The 19,364-nt window shown below is 69.8% G+C and carries 23 protein-coding genes; 8 read left to right on the top strand and 15 right to left on the bottom strand.

What is annotated here, in order from left to right; translation table 11 throughout:
- Window positions 1–24: 24 nt before the first annotated feature.
- Window positions 25–681, bottom strand: a complete 657-nt coding sequence (gene phoU / locus ACIGCK_RS05580) for a phosphate signaling complex protein PhoU (protein WP_396664476.1) — start codon at window positions 679–681, stop codon at window positions 25–27.
- 169 nt (window positions 682–850) lie between these two features.
- On the opposite strand from phoU, the gene ACIGCK_RS05575 reads away from it, so the two are divergent.
- Window positions 851–2,089: a sensor histidine kinase gene (locus tag ACIGCK_RS05575; protein ID WP_396664474.1), complete on the top strand. Its 1,239-nt coding sequence runs from the start codon at window positions 851–853 to the stop codon at window positions 2,087–2,089.
- The gene (locus tag ACIGCK_RS05570; RefSeq protein WP_396664473.1) at window positions 2,086–2,769 is read left to right on the top strand and encodes a response regulator; all 684 of its coding nucleotides are present in this window, start codon (window positions 2,086–2,088) and stop codon (window positions 2,767–2,769) included. Before ACIGCK_RS05575 ends, ACIGCK_RS05570 begins: the two co-directional genes overlap by 4 nt.
- 56 nt (window positions 2,770–2,825) lie before the next feature.
- Here ACIGCK_RS05570 and ACIGCK_RS05565 read toward each other — a convergent pair whose 3' ends face one another.
- Window positions 2,826–3,332, bottom strand: a complete 507-nt coding sequence (locus ACIGCK_RS05565; RefSeq protein WP_396664471.1) for a DNA modification methylase — start codon at window positions 3,330–3,332, stop codon at window positions 2,826–2,828.
- Window positions 3,333–3,468: 136 nt separating this feature from the next.
- Here ACIGCK_RS05565 and ACIGCK_RS05560 point away from each other — a divergent pair, with 136 nt between their 5' ends.
- Window positions 3,469–3,951: a CarD family transcriptional regulator gene (locus ACIGCK_RS05560; RefSeq protein WP_330170220.1), complete on the top strand. Its 483-nt coding sequence runs from the start codon at window positions 3,469–3,471 to the stop codon at window positions 3,949–3,951.
- A gap of 9 nt (window positions 3,952–3,960) precedes the next feature.
- Window positions 3,961–5,208, top strand: coding sequence for a 2-C-methyl-D-erythritol 4-phosphate cytidylyltransferase (gene ispD, locus ACIGCK_RS05555; RefSeq protein WP_396664468.1), 1,248 nt, complete (start codon window positions 3,961–3,963; stop codon window positions 5,206–5,208).
- Window positions 5,209–5,327: 119 nt separating this feature from the next.
- Here ispD and ACIGCK_RS05550 read toward each other — a convergent pair whose 3' ends face one another.
- Complete coding sequence (locus tag ACIGCK_RS05550; protein WP_396664466.1) at window positions 5,328–6,263, bottom strand: DMT family transporter; 936 nt, start codon at window positions 6,261–6,263, stop codon at window positions 5,328–5,330.
- A 62-nt stretch (window positions 6,264–6,325) separates the two neighbouring features.
- On the opposite strand from ACIGCK_RS05550, the gene cysS reads away from it, so the two are divergent.
- From cysS to ACIGCK_RS05535, 3 genes are all read left to right on the top strand, one after another.
- Window positions 6,326–7,738 carry a cysteine--tRNA ligase gene (gene cysS, locus ACIGCK_RS05545; protein WP_396664465.1) on the top strand — a complete coding sequence of 471 codons (1,413 nt, stop codon included), beginning with the start codon at window positions 6,326–6,328 and terminating at the stop codon, window positions 7,736–7,738.
- The gene (gene rlmB / locus ACIGCK_RS05540) at window positions 7,731–8,720 is read left to right on the top strand and encodes a 23S rRNA (guanosine(2251)-2'-O)-methyltransferase RlmB (protein WP_396664463.1); all 990 of its coding nucleotides are present in this window, start codon (window positions 7,731–7,733) and stop codon (window positions 8,718–8,720) included. Before cysS ends, rlmB begins: the two co-directional genes overlap by 8 nt.
- A gap of 76 nt (window positions 8,721–8,796) precedes the next feature.
- A complete protein-coding gene (locus ACIGCK_RS05535; protein ID WP_396664461.1) occupies window positions 8,797–9,441 on the top strand; it encodes an NAD(P)-dependent oxidoreductase in 645 nt (214 codons plus the stop codon).
- Window positions 9,442–9,465: 24 nt separating this feature from the next.
- Here the strand turns inward: ACIGCK_RS05535 and ACIGCK_RS05530 are convergent, their stop codons facing one another.
- A complete protein-coding gene (locus tag ACIGCK_RS05530) occupies window positions 9,466–10,776 on the bottom strand; it encodes a DUF4032 domain-containing protein (RefSeq protein WP_330170214.1) in 1,311 nt (436 codons plus the stop codon).
- A gap of 139 nt (window positions 10,777–10,915) precedes the next feature.
- Entirely contained in the window at window positions 10,916–12,019 is a 1,104-nt protein-coding gene (locus ACIGCK_RS05525) for an ABC transporter ATP-binding protein (protein WP_396664459.1), read from the bottom strand.
- A gap of 267 nt (window positions 12,020–12,286) precedes the next feature.
- Here ACIGCK_RS05525 and ACIGCK_RS05520 point away from each other — a divergent pair, with 267 nt between their 5' ends.
- A complete protein-coding gene (locus tag ACIGCK_RS05520) occupies window positions 12,287–13,258 on the top strand; it encodes a DsbA family protein (protein WP_396664458.1) in 972 nt (323 codons plus the stop codon).
- A gap of 369 nt (window positions 13,259–13,627) precedes the next feature.
- On the opposite strand, the gene ACIGCK_RS05515 is transcribed toward ACIGCK_RS05520, so the two are convergent.
- The 10 genes from ACIGCK_RS05515 to ACIGCK_RS05470 form a co-directional block, all read right to left on the bottom strand.
- On the bottom strand, window positions 13,628–14,143 hold the full coding sequence (locus ACIGCK_RS05515; protein ID WP_396664456.1) for a hypothetical protein: 516 nt from the start codon (window positions 14,141–14,143) through the stop codon (window positions 13,628–13,630).
- A 399-nt stretch (window positions 14,144–14,542) separates the two neighbouring features.
- Window positions 14,543–15,796 carry a phage major capsid protein gene (locus tag ACIGCK_RS05510; protein WP_396664455.1) on the bottom strand — a complete coding sequence of 418 codons (1,254 nt, stop codon included), beginning with the start codon at window positions 15,794–15,796 and terminating at the stop codon, window positions 14,543–14,545.
- Window positions 15,793–16,179, bottom strand: coding sequence for a helix-turn-helix domain-containing protein (locus tag ACIGCK_RS05505; RefSeq protein WP_396664453.1), 387 nt, complete (start codon window positions 16,177–16,179; stop codon window positions 15,793–15,795). Before ACIGCK_RS05505 ends, ACIGCK_RS05510 begins: the two co-directional genes overlap by 4 nt.
- On the bottom strand, window positions 16,172–16,447 hold the full coding sequence (locus ACIGCK_RS05500; protein WP_396664452.1) for a hypothetical protein: 276 nt from the start codon (window positions 16,445–16,447) through the stop codon (window positions 16,172–16,174). Before ACIGCK_RS05500 ends, ACIGCK_RS05505 begins: the two co-directional genes overlap by 8 nt.
- A gap of 32 nt (window positions 16,448–16,479) precedes the next feature.
- On the bottom strand, window positions 16,480–16,752 hold the full coding sequence (locus ACIGCK_RS05495; RefSeq protein WP_396664450.1) for a WhiB family transcriptional regulator: 273 nt from the start codon (window positions 16,750–16,752) through the stop codon (window positions 16,480–16,482).
- A complete protein-coding gene (locus ACIGCK_RS05490; protein WP_396664449.1) occupies window positions 16,749–17,438 on the bottom strand; it encodes a hypothetical protein in 690 nt (229 codons plus the stop codon). Before ACIGCK_RS05490 ends, ACIGCK_RS05495 begins: the two co-directional genes overlap by 4 nt.
- A 10-nt stretch (window positions 17,439–17,448) precedes the next feature.
- Entirely contained in the window at window positions 17,449–17,619 is a 171-nt protein-coding gene (locus ACIGCK_RS05485) for a hypothetical protein (RefSeq protein WP_396664448.1), read from the bottom strand.
- Window positions 17,619–18,782: a hypothetical protein gene (locus ACIGCK_RS05480; protein ID WP_396664447.1), complete on the bottom strand. Its 1,164-nt coding sequence runs from the start codon at window positions 18,780–18,782 to the stop codon at window positions 17,619–17,621. The genes ACIGCK_RS05485 and ACIGCK_RS05480 overlap by 1 nt, the downstream gene beginning before the upstream one ends.
- Entirely contained in the window at window positions 18,776–19,120 is a 345-nt protein-coding gene (locus ACIGCK_RS05475; RefSeq protein ID WP_396664445.1) for a hypothetical protein, read from the bottom strand. Before ACIGCK_RS05475 ends, ACIGCK_RS05480 begins: the two co-directional genes overlap by 7 nt.
- Window positions 19,120–19,329 carry a helix-turn-helix transcriptional regulator gene (locus ACIGCK_RS05470; protein WP_396664443.1) on the bottom strand — a complete coding sequence of 70 codons (210 nt, stop codon included), beginning with the start codon at window positions 19,327–19,329 and terminating at the stop codon, window positions 19,120–19,122. Before ACIGCK_RS05470 ends, ACIGCK_RS05475 begins: the two co-directional genes overlap by 1 nt.
- Between the last annotated feature and the right edge of the window lie 35 nt (window positions 19,330–19,364).

The raw sequence follows: 19,364 nt of genomic DNA, 5'->3' as shown, positions 1-19,364 counted from the left end.
GGCGTTCGTCGTATGCGGGCGGGGCTATAGCTCGGGGTCGGCGCTCCAGTCGCCGGTGGCGAGGTAGACGACCTTCTTCGCGACCGACTCGGCGTGGTCGCCGAAGCGCTCGTGGTAGCGGCTGGCGAGGGTGGCGTCGACCGTGGCCATCGCCTCGCCCTGCCAGTTCTCGCCGAGCACCTTCTCGAAGACGGAGACGTGGAGCTCGTCGAGCTTGTCGTCGAGGTTGCGGAGGTCTTCGGCGATCGTGACGTCCTGCGTGCTCAGCAGCTGCGTGAGCTTCTTCGCCATCTCGACGTCGAGCTGCCCCATCGAGGTGAACGTGCTCTTGAGCCCCTTCGGGATGGCGCGCTCGGGGAAGCGGTAGCGGGTGAGCTGGGCGATGTGCTCGGCGATGTCGCCCATGCGCTCGAGCGAGGCCGACATGCGCAGCGCGCTGACCACGATGCGCAGGTCGCGGGCGACCGGCTGCTGGCGGGCGAGGATCTCGATCGCCAGCTCGTCGAGCGCGACCGCCTTCTCGTCGATGATCGCGTCGGCCTCGATGACCTCCTCGGCGAGGGAGACGTCGCTCGTCCCGAAGGCCTGCGTGGCCTTCTCGATGGCGACCGCGACGAGCTCGGCGATCTCGACGAGCCGCCCCTGCACGTCTTCGAGGGACTGGTGGAAGACTTCGCGCACGATGATGAGCCCTTTCGCGGTTCGCGGATCCGTCGGCTGCACGGCCTCCGCGATCCTCCCCGGCGAAGGTTAACGGACGGTGCCGTGAGAGTGAATAGTACCGTCGCCGCCCGCGACGTTCTGCGGTGGAAGGCGGGTGGGGGGCCCTCCTTCGGCCTACGCTGGACCCATGAACTCCGTGCAGCTGGCGCTGCTGGCGCTGTGTGCGGGCATCGTCGTCGGTCTCGGGGTCGCCGCCCTCATCGGCGCCGCGCTGCGGGTCAAGCGCCGCGTGGAGGCCGAGGGTCGCGCCGTGGTGCCGGCCGGTGTGCTGCAGGTCCTCGACGCGATGGAGGGGGCGGCATCCGTGCTGGACGCCTCCCTCACCGTCGTGGCGGCCTCGCCGGCGGCCCCCGACTTCGGCATGGCGACCGGCGATGTCCTGACGGTGGAGGGCCTGCGTCAGCTCGCCCGACGCGTCCGCTCGACGGGGGAGCCCTCGAGCACGCGGTTCCGCATGCGACGCGGTGCCGTCGCCCCCGGTGCCCTCGTCACCGAGGGGCGCCTCGTCTCGGCACGTGCGGCGCGTCTCGGCGCGAGCCACATCCTGATCGTGGTCGACGACGTGACCGAGCAGGAGCGTCTCGAGCAGATGCGGCACGACTTCGTCGCCAACACCTCGCACGAGTTGAAGACGCCGGTGGGGGCCGTGAGCCTGCTCGCCGAGGCGATCGACTCGGCCGCCGACGACCCGCCGCAGGTGCGGGCCTTCGCGGCTCGCCTCCAGGCCGAGGCCGACCGCCTCACGCGCCTCACGAGCCGCATCATGGACCTTTCACGGCTGCAGTCGGCGGACGAGGTGCCGCAGGCTCGGGAGGTGTCGGTCGACGAGGTCGTCGTGGCCTCCGTCGAGGCGCACGCCCTGCAGGCCGACTCCGGGGGCGTGACCGTCGTGCGCGGCGGTGACCGCGGCGCGGTCGTCAGCGGAGACTCGACGATGCTTATCGAGGCCGTCGGCAATCTCATCGCGAACGCGATCGCGTACTCCCCGCGCGGCGCGCGCGTGGGCGTCGGCGTGCGCATCGACGGCCCCGTCGTCGAGATCGCCGTCACGGACCAGGGCATCGGCATCGCCGAGAGCGATCAGCAGCGCATCTTCGAGCGGTTCTACCGGGCGGATGTCGCGCGTTCGCGCCGCACGGGCGGCACGGGGCTGGGGCTCGCGATCGTCAAGCATGCGGTGCAGCGCCACGGCGGGGAGGTGCGGGTGTGGTCGCGGCTCGGTCGCGGGTCCACCTTCACGATACGGCTGCCGCGGTACGAGCCGCCGGTGAAGCACGGCTCCAAGCGCCGCAAGAGCGCCGACTCCGGAGCCCGGCGAGGGCCCTCCCGCGCAACCCCCCTCCGACAGGAAGAGATGAACACATGACCCGGGTGCTGCTCGTCGAAGACGAACCCGACCTCGCCGAACCGCTCGCCTACCTGCTGCGGCGCGAGGGGTACGACGTGGAGATCGCCGAGGACGGCCCGGCCGCGATCGCGTCGTTCGAGGAGAGCCCCGCGGACATCGTGCTGCTGGATCTGATGCTGCCGGGGATGCCGGGCACCGAGGTGTGCCGCCGCATCCGTCAGCTCTCCGGCATCCCCATCATCATGGTCACCGCGAAGGACTCCGAGGTGGACATTGTCGTGGGGCTCGAGCTCGGCGCCGACGACTACGTCACGAAGCCCTACTCGTCGAGGGAGCTCCTCGCGCGGATGCGGGCTGTGCTGCGCCGCACCGCCGATCCGGACGTCGACCTGGACGACCACGTGCTCGAGGGCGGCCGGGTGACCCTCGACATCGACCGGCACAGCGTGGCCGTGGACGGCGCCGAGATCAGCATGCCGCTGAAGGAGTTCGAGCTGCTCGAGGTGCTCATGCGCAACGCCGGTCGGGTGCTCACGCGGGGTCAGCTGATCGACCGCGTCTGGGGCAGCGACTACTTCGGCGACACCAAGACGCTCGACGTGCACATCAAGCGCATCCGCTCGCGGATCGAGAGGACTCCGAGCGAACCCGAGATGCTCGTCACCGTGCGCGGCCTCGGTTACCGCTTCGAGGCCTGACGCGGCGACCGCGGGCGGGAGAGCACTCAGGGCCGCCCGTCCGCCGATCTCTCCGCTCAGGGTACGAATGGAGCCAGGTAGTCGAGTTGGCCGTCGAGCACCGGGACCTGGACGAGCTCCCCCTCGGCATCCCCGGCCTGGAAATAGACCGGCATCGTCGCGCCGGGCGGGGTGTCGATGTCGGTGAGCAGGATCGGCTCGGCGTCGAAGAGGACGCTCTCCCCGTCGGTCGCGCTGGACGGGACGTCAGCTCCGAGGCTCACGGAGCTCAGCGCGGGAATCCTGATCGTCTCGGTCGCGATCCCGGCTCCTTCGCCGTACTGGATCGTCACGATCTGCGGGTCCTCGCCCTGGTTGATGAAGGCGCCGAGCAGATTGCCTTCGACGCCGTCCTCGGACACGACCACAGCGTTGCGGACCTCGATGTAGCCGCTGTCGGCATTGATGCCCTCTGCGGGCTGGTACTGGATCGTCGTCGCCTGCGGCGCCGTGAGGTTGCATCCCGTCGTGCCGATGAGGACGGCCGCGATAACGGCGAAAGGTGCGAGCCGGCGGGATTTCACGGGTCCTCCAGGGAAGTACGCGGACGGTCCTTGCATTCTATGGGGTCGTCCTGCCCGCTCCCTGCCGGGGGTGCCGGGCGAACCTTAGCGCATGCCGCCTGTGGTAAGCTGTAGGTTGCCGAAAGGACATAGCTGCATGCTTTTTGAGGTTGGCGAAACGGTTGTCTACCCGCACCACGGGGCCGCGACGATCGCCGAAGTGAAGACTCGGGTCATCAAGGGCGAAGAGAAGATCTATCTCAAGCTCCGCGTCACGCAGGGTGATCTCACCATCGAGGTGCCGGCCGACAACGTCGACCTGGTCGGGGTCCGCGACGTGATCGGCAAGGAAGGTCTCGAGCGCGTGTTCGAGGTGCTGCGCGCCCCCTTCACGGAAGAGCCCACCAACTGGTCCCGCCGGTACAAGGCGAACCTCGAGAAGCTCGCCTCCGGCGACGTCATCAAGGTGAGCGAGGTCGTTCGCGACCTGTGGCGCCGCGACCAGGACCGCGGGCTGTCCGCGGGTGAGAAGCGGATGCTCGCCAAGGCGCGCCAGATCCTCATCTCCGAGCTCGCCCTCGCTGAGAAGACCGACGAGGAGCGCGCGAGCGTCGTCCTCGACGAGGTCCTCGCCAGCTAGGCTCCCGGCGTGAGCATCACGCCAACCCCCCGCGTCGGGATCGTCGTCGTCGCCGCTGGATCGGGGGAGCGCCTCGGTGCGGGTGCACCGAAGGCGTTCGTCGGGATAGACGACCACAGCATCCTGAACCACGCCCTCCGAGGGGTCTTCCGAGGCCCCGTGGCGCAGGTCGTCGTCGTCGCGCCCGCAGAGCGGGCGGGGGATGCGCTGACGGAAGCGCTCGCGGTGGCGGATCGGACGGATGCCGCAGCGCCGCTGCCCTCGGGCCGGCGGCGCGACCTGGTGCACGTCGTAGCCGGTGCGGCGACCCGGCAGGGTTCCGTCGCGGCTGGCCTCGGCGCGCTGTGGGCCGGGATCGAGGTCGTGCTCGTGCACGATGCCGCACGCGCCCTCACCCCGCCGGAGGTCTTCGAGAGGGTCGTGGCGGCCGTGGATGAGACCGCGGCGGGTGTCGTGCCCGTGCTGCCGGTCATCGACACGCTCAAGCGCGTGGCCGGCTCCGACGTGGTGGAGGCGGTCGATCGGGCACCGCTCGCGGCCGCGCAGACCCCGCAGGGCTTCCCCCGCGACGTGCTCGACGCCGCGTACCGCGCCGCGGCGGGCGAATTCACCGACGACACGGCGCTCGTGGCCGCGGCCGGCGGCCGGATCACGACCGTGCCGGGCCATGCGTCGGCGTTCAAGATCACCACTCCCGCCGACCTCGAGCGTGCGCGCTCCCTCGTCCAGGATGCGGGGGCCGACGCGCAACCGCATCCGCACACCTCGCTGGCCGGCGCCCCGGCGGCGCCCAGGGTGGGCATCGGCACCGACGTGCACGCCTTCGGGGGCGAGGGGGAGCTGTGGCTCGCCGGCCTCCGCTGGCCGGGCGAGCCGGCGCTCTCGGGCCACTCCGACGGCGACGCCGTGGCGCACGCGATCGTCGATGCGCTCCTGGCCGCGGCGGGCCTCGGCGACATCGGCACCCACTTCGGCGTGGACCGGCCGGAATTCGCGGGCGCCCACGCATCCGCCTTCCTTCGACGCACGCTCGGACTCCTGGGCGAGGCCGGGTGGCGGGTCGGCAACGTCTCCGTGCAGGTGCAGGCCGGCCGCCCGCGGTTCGCCGCCCGTCGCGCGGAGGCCGAGCGGACGCTCTCCGACGCCCTCGGCGGCGCGCCCGTCTCGGTGTCGGCGACGACGACCGACGGGCTCGGCTTCACGGGGCGCACGGAGGGCGTGGCCGCCTTCGCCGTCGCGCTGCTGATCCCCGCCTGAGCGCCGCGCGCAGGCATCTCCCCCGCCGCGAGACACCACATGTGCGGCGAGACACCACACGGCGTATGGTGTTTGGCCGCAGAACCGGTGTTTCGGCGCGGGCGGGATCGCGGGGGCGGTCAGGCCTCCAGGGCGAAGGGCTTCGGGTCGCGCGGGGCGCGGGAGCCCCATGCCAGGGTCGCGAGGCCGACCGCGAGCACGGCGAGCCCCGCGACGGCGAGCACGCTCAGCTGCTCGCCGAGCACCGCGACGCCCAGGATGCTGGCGGTCAGCGGCTCGCCGAGGGTCAGCGTCGCCGCGGTCGCCGCGGTCAGCCCGTTCAGCCCCCACGTGAACAGCACGTAGGCGAGGGAGATCGTCGCGAGGCCGAGCCATACGGCCATCACGACGCCCGCGGGCTGCGCGAGCCACGAGAGGTCGACGAAGGGCAGCACACCGGCCGAGAGCACCGCCGAGCCCGCTCCCATGGCACCCACCACCGTGAACGGGTCCCAGCCGTCGTCGAGGAGCCGGCGCTGGGCGTTGGCGATGATCGCGAAGGTCGCACCCGCGCCCACCGAGCCGAGGAACCCGAGCGGGTCGGTGCCGCCGGCTCCCGCGGCATCCGTCCCGCCGCCGACGCCGATCAGCGCGACGCCGGCGGTGGCGAGCGCGGTGGCGAGCAGCCAGGCGCCGCTCGGGCGCCGGCGCGTCAGCGACCACTCGAGCACGCCGGCGAGGATCGGAGCGGAGCCGAGCGCGATGACCGTGCCGACCGCGACGCCGTTGCGCGCCGTGCCCAGGAAGAACAGCGGCTGGTACAGCGCGAGGCACACTCCCGTGAGTGCCAGAAGGACCAGCGGCGCGGCGGTGAGGCGGGGCCGCGGCGCGAGGGCGCCACGGCGGTGCGCGCGGCGGGCGAGCACGAAGGCGATCACAGCCAGCCCCGTGCCGCCGACGACGAGGCGCATGGCCCCGACCGAGAGGGGCGTCGTTCCCTCGGGGCCGAGCGCCTGCGACGTGCCGGTGGTGCCGAACAGCAGGGCGGCCGCGAGGACGGCGAGGGCGGAGATCACCCTCCAGTTCTAGCGCCTTCCCCGCCCGCCGGCCTGCGGGGCCGCCCCGGTAGGCTGGGGGAGTGACTGTGCGGCTCTACGACACCAAGGCGCAGGCCCTGCGCGAGTTCGTGCCGCTCACGGCCGACGCGGTCTCGCTGTACGTCTGCGGGCCGACGGTGCAGTCGGGCCCGCACATCGGGCACCTGCGGGGCGCCCTGAGCTTCGACATCCTGCGTCGCTGGCTGGAACATCGGTTCGGCCGCGTGGTCTTCGTGCGCAACGTCACCGACATCGACGACAAGGTGCTGCAGAATGCCTCGCCGAGCGAACCGTGGTGGGCTCTGGCGTACCGCATGGAGCGGGAGTTCACCGACGCGTATTCCGCCATCGGCATCCTGCCCCCCACCTACGAGCCCCGGGCGACGGCCTCGATCCCGCAGATGCAGCAGCTGATCACGCGTCTCATCGACTCCGGTCACGCCTACCCCGACCCCGCCTCGTCGGGAGACGTCTACTTCGACGTGCGCTCGTGGCGCGAGTACGGAACGCTCACCCGTCAGTCGCCCGACGCGATGGAGGCGAGCGAGGACGCCGACCCGCGCGGCAAGCGCGACCCGCGCGACTTCGCCCTCTGGAAGGGCGCCAAGGCCGGCGAGGACCCCTCCGCGACGTGGGACTCGCCGTGGGGCCCGGGTCGCCCCGGCTGGCACATCGAGTGCTCGGCCATGTCGCGCCGCTATCTCGGTCCGGAGTTCGACATCCACGGCGGCGGACTCGATCTGCGCTTCCCCCACCACGAGAACGAGCTCGCCCAGTCGCGGGCCGCCGGGGACGCCTTCGCCCGGTACTGGGTGCACAACGGCCTCGTGACCGTCGACGGGCAGAAGATGTCCAAGTCGATCGGCAACGTCGTGCTCGCCGCCGATGTGCTGGGTGCCAGGGATCCGCTCGCGGTGCGGTACGCGCTCGCCGCGGCGCACTATCGGTCGAACCTCGATGTCTCGGACCGCGCCCTCGACGAGGCCGAGGCGGCCCTCTCCCGCATCGACACGTTCCGCCAGCGCGTGCTGCGGGCCGGCAGCGCCGACCCGGCCGAGTTGAGCCCCGGCATCCTGCCCGAAGGGTTCGCCGCTGCGATGGACGACGACCTCGGCGTGCCGCAGGCGCTCGCCGTGCTGCACGAGACCGTGCGCGAGGGCAACGCCGCGCTCGATCGCGGCGACCGCGACGAGGCCGTGGCGGCGGCGCGGTCGGTCGCGGCGATGCTGGAGGTGCTGGGACTCGCGCGGGCCGGCGAGGCAGCGGCCCCCGGACACGACGGCACGACGAGCGCGCTGGATGCGCTCGTCGGCGAACTGATCACGCAGCGTGCCACCGCACGTGCTGCGAAGGACTGGGCGGCGGCCGACCGAATCCGCGACGCGATCGCGGCGGCCGGCATCGCCCTCGAGGACGGTCCCGACGGGACCCATTGGAGCATCGATCATGGCTAAGCCAGGACGCCCCGGCGCGAGCAAGGGCAAGAAGAAGGGCCCCGTCAAGGGCACCGGGGGCCTTGGGCGCAAGGCGCTCGAGGGCAAGGGGCCGACCCCGAAGGCGGAGGACCGCGGCTGGCACGTCGCGGGCAAGCGGAAGGCGGCCGCCGAGCGGTACGCGGCCGCCGGCGGCAAAGGCAAGCCCGCCGCGCGTCCGGGCGTGCGCGCGCCGCGGCCGAAGAAGGATGACGAGACCGAGGTCGTCACGGGGCGCAACTCGGTGCTGGAGGCGCTGCGCGCGAAGATCCCCGCGACCGCGCTCTACATCGCCCAGCGCGTGGAGATGGATGACCGCGTCAAGGAGATGCTCGCCATCGCGACGCACCGCGACATCCCCGTCCTCGAGGTCACGCGCCCCGAGCTCGACCGCATGGCCGGTTTCGACGGCGTGCACCAGGGCGTCGCCGTCAAGGTTCCGCCCTACGAGTACGCGCACCCCCAGGACCTGCTCGAGCAGATCATCGGCCGCGGCGAGACGCCGCTGCTGGTGGCACTCGACGGCGTCACCGACCCGCGCAACCTCGGCGCGATCATCCGCTCGACGGGAGCGTTCGGCGGTCATGGCGTGTTGCTGCCTCAGCGGCGCTCGGCGGGCGTCAACGCGGCCGCGTGGAAGACGAGCGCCGGTGCCGCGGCGCGCGTGCCGGTGGCGCTCGCGCCGAACCTCACCACGACGCTCAAGGAGATGAAGAAGCAGGGTGTCTTCGTGCTGGGCCTGGACGGCGGGGGAGATGTCGCGCTGCCCTCGCTCTCGCTCGCGGATCGCCCCGTCGTGATCGTCGTCGGCTCCGAGGGCAAGGGCCTGTCGCGCCTGGTCACCGAGACGTGCGATCAGATCGTCTCGATCCCGATCTCCGCCGCGACGGAATCGCTCAACGCCGGGATCGCGGCATCCGTGGCGCTCTACCAGGTCTCGACCCTGCGCGGCGCCGGCGCCTGATCACGGGAATGCCGTCGGGGCGCCGCGACTTGAACATGGTGACCCGCGCACATGCGCTCTGCCGAAAGGACAAGACATGCCCCGTATCGCCGTCATCGGAGGCACCGGCTACGCCGGAAGCCACATCGTTCAGGAGGCCGCCCGGCGCGGCCACACCGCCGTTTCGGTGGCGCGCACCGTGCCCGCAGACCGGGTCGATCACGTCACGTACGTCGAGGGATCGCTCCTCGACGTGCCCGGGCTGATCGCCGAGCTCGAGGGCGTGGATGTCGTGGTCGTCTCCGTGCCCGGCCGCGGCGACATGCTCGGCAAGGTGCGTCCCGCCGTCGCCGAGCTCGTGCGCGAGCTGCCCGCCGACGTCCGCCTCGGCGTCGTCGGAGGCGCCGGTGGAAGCCTCGTGGCTCCCGGCGGCCCGCGGCTGGTCGACACCCCCGGCTTCGTCGAGGAATACAAGCCCGAGTCGCTCGAGGCGATCGGCGTGCTCGAGGATCTCCAGGCCGATGACACGGGCCGCGACTGGTTCTACATCCACCCCGCGGGCGGCTTCGGCGCCTGGAACCCGGGCGAGCGCACCGGCTCCTACCGCGACGGCGGCGACGTGCTCGTCGTCGACGAGAAGAGCGGGGAATCCTTCATCTCCGGGGCCGACTTCGCCGTCGCGATCCTCGACGAGATCGAGAACCCGAAGCACGTGCGCGAGCGCTTCGCCGTCGGCTACTGAGCACCCGACCCGCGCGCGTGCGGGTCAGACGAGGTCTCGCCAGTCGAGGCTCGCGTCCTCGTCGTCGTCGATGACGGGAGTGGCACCCGTGACGACGGGGATCGCGAGCGTCTCCGTGGGGGGTCCCATGATGGTGGCCTCGTCACGGCGGTGGCGCAGCACGTTCTTGATGTAGGACGTCAGCGCCTCCGCGAGGGGCACGGACTGTCCGCGCTCCTGAGAGAGATACCAGCGGTGCTCGAGCACCTGGTGGAACACCTCTGCCGGCTCCAGCTTGGCGCGCAGGTCATAGGGGATCGCTTTCACGATCGGCTCGAAGACGCGCGTGAGCCACTCGTGCGCCGCCATCTCCTCGTCGTCGCCGAGGAGCGAGACGCGGGCCCGGAACTCGTCCAGGTCGTTCAGCAGGCGCCGCGCCTGGTTCTCCTCGACGTCGAGGCCGGTCAGGCGGATGAGGCGGCGCTGGTGATGACCGGCGTCGACGACCTTCGGCTGGATCGAGACCCGATTGCCGTCCGGCGTGGCCTCGATCGACATCTCGCCGATGTCGAAGCCGAGGGCGTTCAGTCGCTGGACGCGCTCCGTGATGCGCCACGCATCGCTCGAGGCGAACGTCTCGCGGTCGGTGAGAGCGGCCCACAGCGAGCGGTAGGACGACACGATGCCGTCGGCGATCTCGAGCGCGTCGACGCCGCCCTCGAGGCGTCCGCCCGCGGCGAGGTCCATGATCTCGCCGGCGATGTTCGTGCGCGCCACGTCGAGGTCGTGCTCGCGCTGACCGCGTGTCAGGCCGCTCTCGTGGAGCTCACCGGTCTCGGCGTCGACGAGATAGGCGGCGAAGGCGCCGGCATCCCGCCGGAACAGGGTGTTCGAGAGCGAGACGTCGCCCCAGAAGAAGCCGACGTTGTGCAGTCGCACGAGCAGAACGGCGAGGGCGTCGACGAGGCGCGTGGCGGTGTCGGGGCGCAGCACCTGCGTGAAGAGGGCGCGGTACGGCAACGAGAACTTCAGGTGCGCCGTGACGAGCGCGGCGGGGAGCGGGTTGCCCTCGGCATCCGTGCGGCCCGCGATGACGGCGACCCGGTCGACGCAGGGTACATCGAGGCGGTGCAGGTTGCCGAGCATCTCGTACTCGCGCCGGGCCATCTCGGCGGTGGTCTCCTTGACGGCCACGACCCTGCCCGAGAGGTTGGCGAATCGGACCAGGTGGCGCGAGATGCCCTTGGGCAGCGAGACGATCGTGCTCGAGGGCCACTCTGCGAGGGGTGTGGACCACGGCAGGGTCAGCAGCCCGGGGTCCACCGCGCTCGCGGTGATGCTCAGTGCGTCGGTCATGGATCCTCCCGGTCCGGCGCCCTCGATTGTGACACAGTGGCGCGGAGCGCGTGGTGGGGGACGGATGCCGTGGCCCGCCGAACGCGCGACGGCGCGGAACCCCGAGGGATTCCGCGCCGTCGCGTCGGAGCGGTGACGATCAGGTCGAGGCGATCGCGCGGTCGGTGAGGCGCTCGCCCGACTCGGCGTCGAACACGTGCACGTGACCGGGGATCGCCGACAGGGTGACCGTCTCGCCCGCGTGCGGGTGGCTACGACCGTCGACTCGCGCCACGAGGTCGGTGCGCGTGCCGTTGATGTCGGCGTGGCCGTAGAGGTAACCGTCGGCACCGAGCTCTTCCACGAGGTCGACGACCACCGAGAGCCCCGAGCCGTCTGCGGGACCGACCTGGATGTCCTCGGGGCGGACGCCCACGGTGACGTCGCTGCCGTGCGCCTTGCCCAGCGTGTCGGCCTCGATCGGGACGACCGAGTTGCCGAGCTGCACTCCGCCTTCCGTGAGGTGCGCCGAGAAGAGGTTCATCGCGGGCGAGCCGATGAAGCCGGCCACGAAGACGTTCTTCGGCGTCTCGTAGAGATCGCGCGGGGTGCCGACCTGCTGCAGGATGCCGTCCTTGAGCACGGCGATGCGGTCGCCCATCGTGAGGGCCTCGGTCTGGTCGTGCGTGACGTACACGGTGGTGACGCCCAGGCGGCGCTGCAGCGACGCGATCTGGGTGCGCGTCTGCACACGCAGCTTCGCGTCGAGGTTCGACAGCGGCTCGTCCATGAGGAACACCTGGGGCTGGCGGACGATCGCGCGGCCCATCGCGACGCGCTGACGCTGACCGCCCGAGAGGGCCTTCGGCTTGCGCGTGAGGTACTGCTCGAGGTCGAGGAGCTTGGCGGCCTCGAGCACGCGAGCGGCGCGCTCCTCCTTGCCGACGCCGGCGATCTTCAGGGCGAAGCCCATGTTCTCGGCGACGGTCATGTGGGGGTAGAGAGCGTAGTTCTGGAACACCATCGCGATGTCGCGGTCCTTCGGCGGGACGTCCGTGACGTCGCGGTCGCCGATGAGGATGCGGCCCGAGTTGACCTCTTCGAGGCCGGCGAGCATGCGCAGCGACGTGGACTTTCCGCAGCCGGAAGGGCCGACGAGAACGAGGAATTCGCCATCGGCGACCTCGAGGTTGAGCTTGTCGACGGCGGGGCGCGTGCCCCCCGGGTACAGGCGCGTGGCGTTATCGAATGTGACAGACGACATGGACGTCTTCTCCTTCACCGGCAGGTACGTGCCGGACGATCCGTTGTGAATGGAGGCGCGGGGGTCAGCCGAGCCGGACCCGCCATCGGGTCCTCCGGCAAGTATGTCACAGGCGTCCGGGGTCGCAGAGGGCGCGGATGCCTCTTCGTCTGGGTTTTTCCCAGCCTGTCTGGTTAGCATCGATCCCGGATGCCGCCCCACGAGTGCGGCCCATCGCCCGGGGAATCGACCCGCCGGCCCGGGCGCCGCAGCCAGTCAAGAGGTTCGATGTCCAGCGACCAGACGCCCCAGCCCCCCGCGCGTCGCGACCGCCGTGAGGCGGTGCGCGAGAAGGCCGTCGCCGTTCAGGCGAAGCAGCGCCGCAGTCGTGTCGTGCGCACCGGAATCGCCGCCGCGCTCGTGGGCGGCCTCGTCGTCGCGGGCGGAGTCGCCGTCGCGTGGACGGTGGCTTCCGACAACTCGCGCAAGGACCTCACCCCCTCCGGGATGAACGACGACGCGATCGTCATCGACACGATCCCGCCGAGCGTGATGGCCTCGTTCAGCGGATCCGGAACGCAGTCCGCCACCGAGGGGACGACGCAGATGGGCGTCGAGAGCCCCGCGCCGGCTCCGGAGTCGACCCCGGAGCCCACGGCGACGCAGGAGCGGCTCACCGTCGACATCTACGTGGACTACCTTTCCGAGGCATCCGCGGACTTCCAGCTCGCGAACGCGCGCCAGCTGTCGGAGTGGGTCTCGGAGGGTGCCGCGACGATCTCGTACCACCCCGTGGCGCTGCTGACCTCGAAGTCCAACGGCACGAAGTACTCGCTGCGCGCGGCGGCGGCCGCCGCGTGCGTGGCCACCTACTCGCCGGAGTCGTTCTTCTCCTTCAACCACGAGCTTCTCGTCTCGCAGCCCGAGATCGACACGGACGGCCACAGCGACGCCGAGCTGGCGGACCTCGCGCAGGCAGTCGGATCGGAGAACGTGAAGGTCGTGCGCGGGTGCATCGAGGGCGGCGACTTCACCTCCTGGGTGCAGCAGGCCACGGCGCGCGCCCTGGCGGAGCCGCTCGGTGAGACCAAGGCGCCGCTGTCGGGACCCGCGGTTCTGGTCAACGGAAGCGCCTACGCGGGCGACGTGTCGGACCAGAAGGAGTTCGCGCAGTTCGTGCTCACCCTCGCGAGCGACGCCTATTACTCGACGCCCACCCCCACCCCGACGCCTGGCGCGACCACGACGCCGACGCAATAGCAGCGACTTCGGGGCACGGCTCGAGGAACGCCCTAGACTCGAGGACCGAAGGATGCCGCACGGCGGCGCCCGCCGGCTTGGCGCAATTGGTAGCGCACCTAACTTGTAATTCACATTGGGGCGATATCAGGGGTTTCTGCGGGGTGTCACACCAACCTCGATCCCTTGTGCTGACTGGTCAGGAACTCCCGGCGCATATCACGCGGTGCCGTTGAATGTGCGGGGTTTGTGCGGGGTCATGTCACCTGTCACACCCGAGCACGAGGTGCACACACAAAAAACAGAAGCGGGCGCGGTCTGCGACGGATGCCCGATCTCCAAAAAACGAGGCACGAACGTCGCGTCTAGGGGTTCGTGCTCGTAGCGCAGTCAGTTTCGATGAAGATGGCGCACGAGCGCGAAGAGTCGCTCGGCGTTCGCCTTCACCGCGTTGGTGTCTGACGGCAGCGTGATCGATGTCGTGCCGGTCAGTTCCCGATCCAGATCGATGCGCACCTGAGCGCGCAACGGCCAAGGACGTTGAGGCTGCCCAGGGTGGGCTGTGAGGGCGGTAACGCGCAGCACCGCCGAACGAGGAACGGACTCGACGATCGCTTTGACCCCGGGGGAGAACCTGCTCCCTTCGTCCGGGGTGAATTCTGCCCGAACGAGTGTCGAGTCGGTGGCCACGAGGATGAACCCGGAGGGACCGTCATCGTCGCTAATGCTTCCGTCGACGAAGATCGGCTGCTCCTGTGCTGTGATCAGCACGACGCGCGCGAGGATATCGTGCAACCAGTCTGATTCCCGGCCCTGGCTGGCGTAGTACTTCCACAGTCCTGACGTCTCGTCGGGCAGCGTGTCAATGATTGCGCGGGCCGTATCGAGGGCTTCTTCTGAATTCATGCGTTAACCCCTAGCAGACGGGTCCGACATTCGACGCCCGCAGTTTTTCTGAAACGAGAGCGCAGCGTCAGACCGCGGCGTCTCCCACATTTCACACGCGAGCGAGTTCGCGGTCTGACATTTCTGACAGGACGTGATCGGGATACCCGCTGGATGGGATACCGCATGCCATCCCGCGTGTGAAACTTGCAGAGAGCGGGGTCTTGGTCGGTCGGCTGGTTCCAAAGAATGCGGGCGCTGACGGCCGAAGGCCCCCTCGGTGCCGGGTTGCCGGTCGTTGGGGGCCTTCGGGTGCCGGTGGGTGTCGCCCTGCCGGCGGTGCCGCACGGGAAGGATCGTGCGGCGTGCTGCGGGTAGGGAGTGCAATGGTGAGAAGCTGACCCGTTCCCGCAGCAGGTATCAGGCGGCGGCGTGCTGCAGGTACTTGACTGCGCCGGTGGTGTCGATGAGTGCACCGTCGAGTCGTGCCAGGCCGCGGAAGGTGATGAGGTCGCGGTCGAAGGCGAACTCGTCGGAGCGGTCGAGGCGGACGCTGCGGACGTTGCGGACCCAGTAGCGGGAGACGTCGCCGTAGAGGACCGACTTCGCTCCAGCCGCGATGGCGGGCATCGTGGGGTCGAGGTAGACCGGCTTGCCGAGCAGGGTTCCGGCGGATCCACTGCCGGGGATCACGTCGCTGTCGAACACGTACTCGCCTGCGCTGGTCTTGAGCTTTTTGATCGCGGCGAGAGTGCTGTTGCGCATGAGCCACGCGGCCGACGCGGAGCGCTGGTAGGGCTCGGCAAGGGACGCGGCGAGGTCGATGAGCAGGTCGCCGCCTTCGCCTGCGGTGGCCTGGGTGCCGAACCCGGCCGCGGGGGCTTCCTTCCCGAGCGTCGCGTCGGTGAGGATGCCGCGGGGCTGGCCGGTGCCGGTGCCGGTGACGGCGTGTGCACCGAACCCGTTGCCGATCGCGATGCCGACCTCACGGGCGATGTAGCCCTCGAGGTCGAAGCTGACGTCTTCGGCGAGCTCGCGGGTGACCTGCACGAGGAACCCGTACTTGAACGATCCGAGAGTGACCTTCCCGAAGGTCGGGTCGGACTCGGGGATCTCGGCACCCTCGGCGACGATCGCCGCGGTGCTGTGGGCGCTGGTCTTGGGGATCACGAGCGGCTCACCCGTGCTGGTCGTGATGACGGTCGCGCCGGCCGAGAGGATGGCGGAGCTGTCGACCATGTGCTCGACGAGGCTGCCCCAGAACGTCGTCCCGCGGAGGCCCGAGGCGGTGGAGGTAGACAGGTCGCGGCGCTCGACGCCGGGCTGGTAGCCGGACCGAATCTCGTCGTCGTTCGCGACGATCTCGATGGGGGCGTTGGACCGGGTGAGGATCGCTTCGCGGATCTCTTCGCCGATCTCGCTCGACGCACGCCGCGCGCTGCGGCCGTTGTGGAGCTTGCGCAGTTCGTTCTCGGCGTTGCGGTCGTTGCGCTCTTCGTTCTGCACGTGCTCGATGCGGGCGCGCATCTGGTCCATCTCATCGATGAATCCGCGGTACTCGGTCTCTTCGGTCGAAGTGAGGTCGCGCTTCTCCGTCTTGGCGCGCTCGAGGAGTCGCTGCGCGCTGTCGTAGAGGTTCTGCCGGTTCTGCTTGAGGATCTCGATGCGGTTCATGATGCTTTCCTTGCCCGTCTGTAGGTATCGAGGTCGTCGGCGGTGATCCGCCAGCGACCATTCACGTTCTCTGCGGGAAGGTGTCCGGCGAGGATCGCTTTCCGCACGCCCCGGTCGGTCATCGCGAGTCGTTCCGCCGCTTGCCCGGTGCTATACCAGGCTGGTCCCGGTTCCGGTTCTGCCGCTGGGATGGTTCCGCTGCAGGAACCATTGGCGTAGTCAAGCGCTGCGGAGCGGATCGAGCGGAGCACGGCCGCGGCCTGTGCGTCGGTGGGTCCGTAGTGGTCGTGCAGCCGGGCCAGGTTGACGTGGCGAACGAGGAACGCGCACACCCGGCCGGGGACCAGGACGCTGTGCGCCGGGATCCGGAACGGTTCAGCCATCACCGTCTCCGATCAGCTCGGCCAGCTCCGCGTCGACGTCGCCGGCCAGCTCGGCGTCGATCTCGCGGGCGGAACGAGCGATCTCGGACTGCCACCGGAACGTCTGCCGCAACTGCTGCGCGGCGGGCGCTTCCTCGATCGTGATGTCGACGAACTGCAGCACGCGGCGCAGCACTTCCTCGGGCTCGGGAATGCCGCGGTCGAGGATCTGGTCGCGGTCGGCACGGTTCGCGGCTATCAGCGCGCACGCGGTCTCAGTCGGGGTCATGATGTCTCTCCGTTCGATGCTGGTGGGGTCGGTCATGCTGTCTCGTCTCTCGGTTCGAGTGGTGTGTAGAAATGTCCAGCCCAGATGCCGGCGGGGGGTCGCGCGCGTTCGGCGTACGCGTTGCACTGGGTGCGGATCCTGCACTTGGTGGCGCAGATCTCGTAGAGCTCGGATCGGTCGGCGTCGTCGTCGGTGAAGCGGGAGTCTCCCGCGCATGCGGGTTCCCACTTCTCGCGTGCCCGCTGCAGGGCGAGGTATGCATCCGAGGCGTGAACGTGACGATCGGCGTGCTTCTCGCTGCTCATGCGGCTCCGTCCTTGCGTCCGTTGATGCACCTTGCGCATGTCCCGTCCGCGGTCCATCGGTGTTCGCCGGAAGGGCAGAGCGCCGGAGCGCCGAACTGGTGACGCTTCGGACGGTTCTCCGCCTCGGTCTGCTCGGCGGCCTCTCGAGCGGCCTTGCACGCCCAGCACGGGTCTGTGGTGCCGTTCGGGTGCTTTGCGCAGAAGCGACTCGCGTTACCGGTCACGTGTCCGGCCACGTAGGCAGAGGCCCCCCTAGAAGAATTACTTCCCAGGGGGAGGCCTACGCCTCCGCCTACGTGTTCGGCAACGTGACCGGTAACGTCACCGCTCTCTTGCTCCGATTTGCGGCGTCCGCGGTACACGGCCTGGTTCCTGCGCTTCCGTTCCCTGTAAGCCGCCACAGTGGCCGCAGGGGACTGGCGGAGGCCGCGTTCGTCGGACCATCCCCTCAGCTGGAAGCCGTCATCGGTGAGTTCGGCGAGTTCCGCGGACACCAGCGCCTCGATGTCGGCGTCGGTCACGCCCTCGGCATGCAGAAACCGATAGTGCCGAGACGACACGTGACCGTCGGTGCCCTGCTCCGCGGACCACATCAGCGAATTGGTGAAGATCCGCCACACGCGGTCTGTCATGTCCATGAACCGGAGCTCGGTGAGCCAGTATCCGGGAAGCCGCGCGTCGGTCACGTCGTCACCATCATCCCGACTCCTCCGCGTACATCACGGCGACGGTCGAGATGATCCGTGAGGCGACCTTCATCGCCTCCGCCTTCGTCAGGTGCGCGGCCGGGGTGCCGTCTTCCGCGAGGATCACGACGGTCTTCTCGAACCCTGTGTAGCCGGTCGTGACCACGTCGTCCGCGCGCATCAGATGTCCCGTTCGATCTGATCGGTGACGTCGCTCCTGCGCCGGAGCGTGCGCGAGCGTTCGGCATCCTCGAGCGACGCGAGAACGGCCTGCAACTCAGCGAGCGCGGCGCGAACATCGTCGATGCCCTTCCCCTTGGCTTCGAAACTGAACTCGGGGATCGGGTCGAGGATCGTGACCTCCCCGTCCTGGTAAGTCGCCGAGATGCCGAGGCTGTCGCTGCCGTAGAGGATCTCGATCTCCTCGGCCTCGATGTCGAAGATGTCGATGAACGTCGCCCACGTCGGCTTCGCTTCGGTGATCGCCGGGTGAGCCTCGAGGAATGCGTCGTGCTCGGCCTTCTGCTGCGCGACGGCTCGATCCAACATCTCCGACGCCGACACGAGGATCACCGCGGCCTCACCGTCGACGGTCGTTTCCTCGGTGGCGATGTAGATGCCGGCCGATACGAACACACCGTCATCGAGGACGTGCACTCCGTTCACGTTGTGCATCACGACCGGGGGGATGTCGGTGAGGGCGAGGCCGGTCACCTGCTCGCCGTCGAACCGGTAGAAGCGGCCGATCGAGTGCTGCGACACACCGAGCTCGACGGGACCACGGAGATCGGTGAGCTTCCGCACCTTGGTGGGCTCGGGCTCGGCGTACAGCAACCCGCCTGTGGCGCGGACGCTGACCCCGGGGTCGAAGTCGAGGACTTCCTGAATGTCGGGGTGGATGGGTCCGTACCTGCCCGCCCGGAACGCGGCCTCGACATTCTCGTACCGGCTCAAGATGCGCGCTTGGTGCGCCCACTCCGCGCTGCCAGTGACCTCGGCGAGCTCGCGCGCGTCGTCGGCGGTGACGTAGCGGAGCGACTTGCGCCGCTCCCGGTTCGGTCCATACGGGATGACGAGGTCGAGGGCGTCGTCGGTGAGCTTCAGCGTGAAGTCGGTGTCCTGTGTGATGATGGGGTTGTTCATTTCGGTGCCTTTCGTCGGTGCCTGGCCCTCGTCGAGCTGCAACTCGGCGGGGGCGTTTTCTTGTTCGTGACCCTCGAGCGCGGCTCGGGCGTCGGATCGGCGGGGGAATCCGCCGAAGGTGATGGCGTCGCAGTCCTCGCAGCGAGCGGCATATCCGCCGCTCCGCTCAACGGTGACGACCTTGTGTCTCCGGCTCACCACAGCGGGGCCGCCTCTCGCGCGGCTGAGGTGAGCGCCCAGACCGTCGCGGGACGGTGATAGGCGGATTCGCCGCGCAAGCTGGTAGCGGCGACGATTCCTCGCCGGCAGAGGTCTGCGCGGCGGGTGCGGAGAGAGCTCGGCGACGCGGGCGGTGCGCCGTGGCGTTGCACGCGCTGCTCGTATGCGACGCGGATCGCGTCGTCGGTGCGGGGCCCGTCCTGCAACACGGCGATGATGTGCGCCTGCACGGCGGTTATGCGCTCCTCGGTCTGGGCGGCGGCGGCCTCGAACGAGTGCCCGTCCACCGCGATCGGGCGCGAGCGGGTGGGGGCGGGCATCAGGACGCCTCCTCGAGGGAGTCGATCCAGGCGAGGACGTCTCGCTTGCGGTAGAGCACACGCCCGCCCGCCTTGACGAACTTGGGCCCTTTGCCCTCGCCGGCCCAGCGGGCGAGGGTCTGCACGGAGATGCCCGTGTAGGCCGAGACCTGGGGCCGCGAATTGATATCGGTCAACGTCGGCTCGACCGACGAGATGACTTCGGTCATGTCTGTTCCTCCTAACGCTTCAAGTAACCAGAATC

The organism is Microbacterium sp. NPDC078428 (assembly GCF_044542535.1).
Classification (GTDB): Bacteria; Actinomycetota; Actinomycetes; order Actinomycetales; family Microbacteriaceae; genus Microbacterium; species Microbacterium limosum.
The sequence above is the reverse complement of the archived record's forward strand: the minus strand, read 5'-3'. Positions and strand labels throughout refer to the sequence as shown.

Coding starts and splice junctions, on each gene's coding strand:
- ACIGCK_RS05575 (WP_396664474.1), top strand. CDS start 851: ATGAACTCCGTGCAGCTGGCGCTGCTGGCGCTGTGTGCGGGCATCGTC.
- ACIGCK_RS05570 (WP_396664473.1), top strand. CDS start 2,086: ATGACCCGGGTGCTGCTCGTCGAAGACGAACCCGACCTCGCCGAACCG.
- ACIGCK_RS05560 (WP_330170220.1), top strand. CDS start 3,469: ATGCTTTTTGAGGTTGGCGAAACGGTTGTCTACCCGCACCACGGGGCC.
- rlmB (WP_396664463.1), top strand. CDS start 7,731: ATGGCTAAGCCAGGACGCCCCGGCGCGAGCAAGGGCAAGAAGAAGGGC.
- ACIGCK_RS05535 (WP_396664461.1), top strand. CDS start 8,797: ATGCCCCGTATCGCCGTCATCGGAGGCACCGGCTACGCCGGAAGCCAC.
- ACIGCK_RS05530 (WP_330170214.1), bottom strand. CDS start 10,776: ATGACCGACGCACTGAGCATCACCGCGAGCGCGGTGGACCCCGGGCTG.
- ACIGCK_RS05525 (WP_396664459.1), bottom strand. CDS start 12,019: ATGTCGTCTGTCACATTCGATAACGCCACGCGCCTGTACCCGGGGGGC.
- ACIGCK_RS05520 (WP_396664458.1), top strand. CDS start 12,287: ATGTCCAGCGACCAGACGCCCCAGCCCCCCGCGCGTCGCGACCGCCGT.
- ACIGCK_RS05515 (WP_396664456.1), bottom strand. CDS start 14,143: ATGAATTCAGAAGAAGCCCTCGATACGGCCCGCGCAATCATTGACACG.
- ACIGCK_RS05510 (WP_396664455.1), bottom strand. CDS start 15,796: ATGAACCGCATCGAGATCCTCAAGCAGAACCGGCAGAACCTCTACGAC.
- ACIGCK_RS05505 (WP_396664453.1), bottom strand. CDS start 16,179: ATGGCTGAACCGTTCCGGATCCCGGCGCACAGCGTCCTGGTCCCCGGC.
- ACIGCK_RS05500 (WP_396664452.1), bottom strand. CDS start 16,447: ATGACCCCGACTGAGACCGCGTGCGCGCTGATAGCCGCGAACCGTGCC.
- ACIGCK_RS05495 (WP_396664450.1), bottom strand. CDS start 16,752: ATGAGCAGCGAGAAGCACGCCGATCGTCACGTTCACGCCTCGGATGCA.
- ACIGCK_RS05485 (WP_396664448.1), bottom strand. CDS start 17,619: ATGCGCGCGGACGACGTGGTCACGACCGGCTACACAGGGTTCGAGAAG.
- ACIGCK_RS05475 (WP_396664445.1), bottom strand. CDS start 19,120: ATGCCCGCCCCCACCCGCTCGCGCCCGATCGCGGTGGACGGGCACTCG.
- ACIGCK_RS05470 (WP_396664443.1), bottom strand. CDS start 19,329: ATGACCGAAGTCATCTCGTCGGTCGAGCCGACGTTGACCGATATCAAT.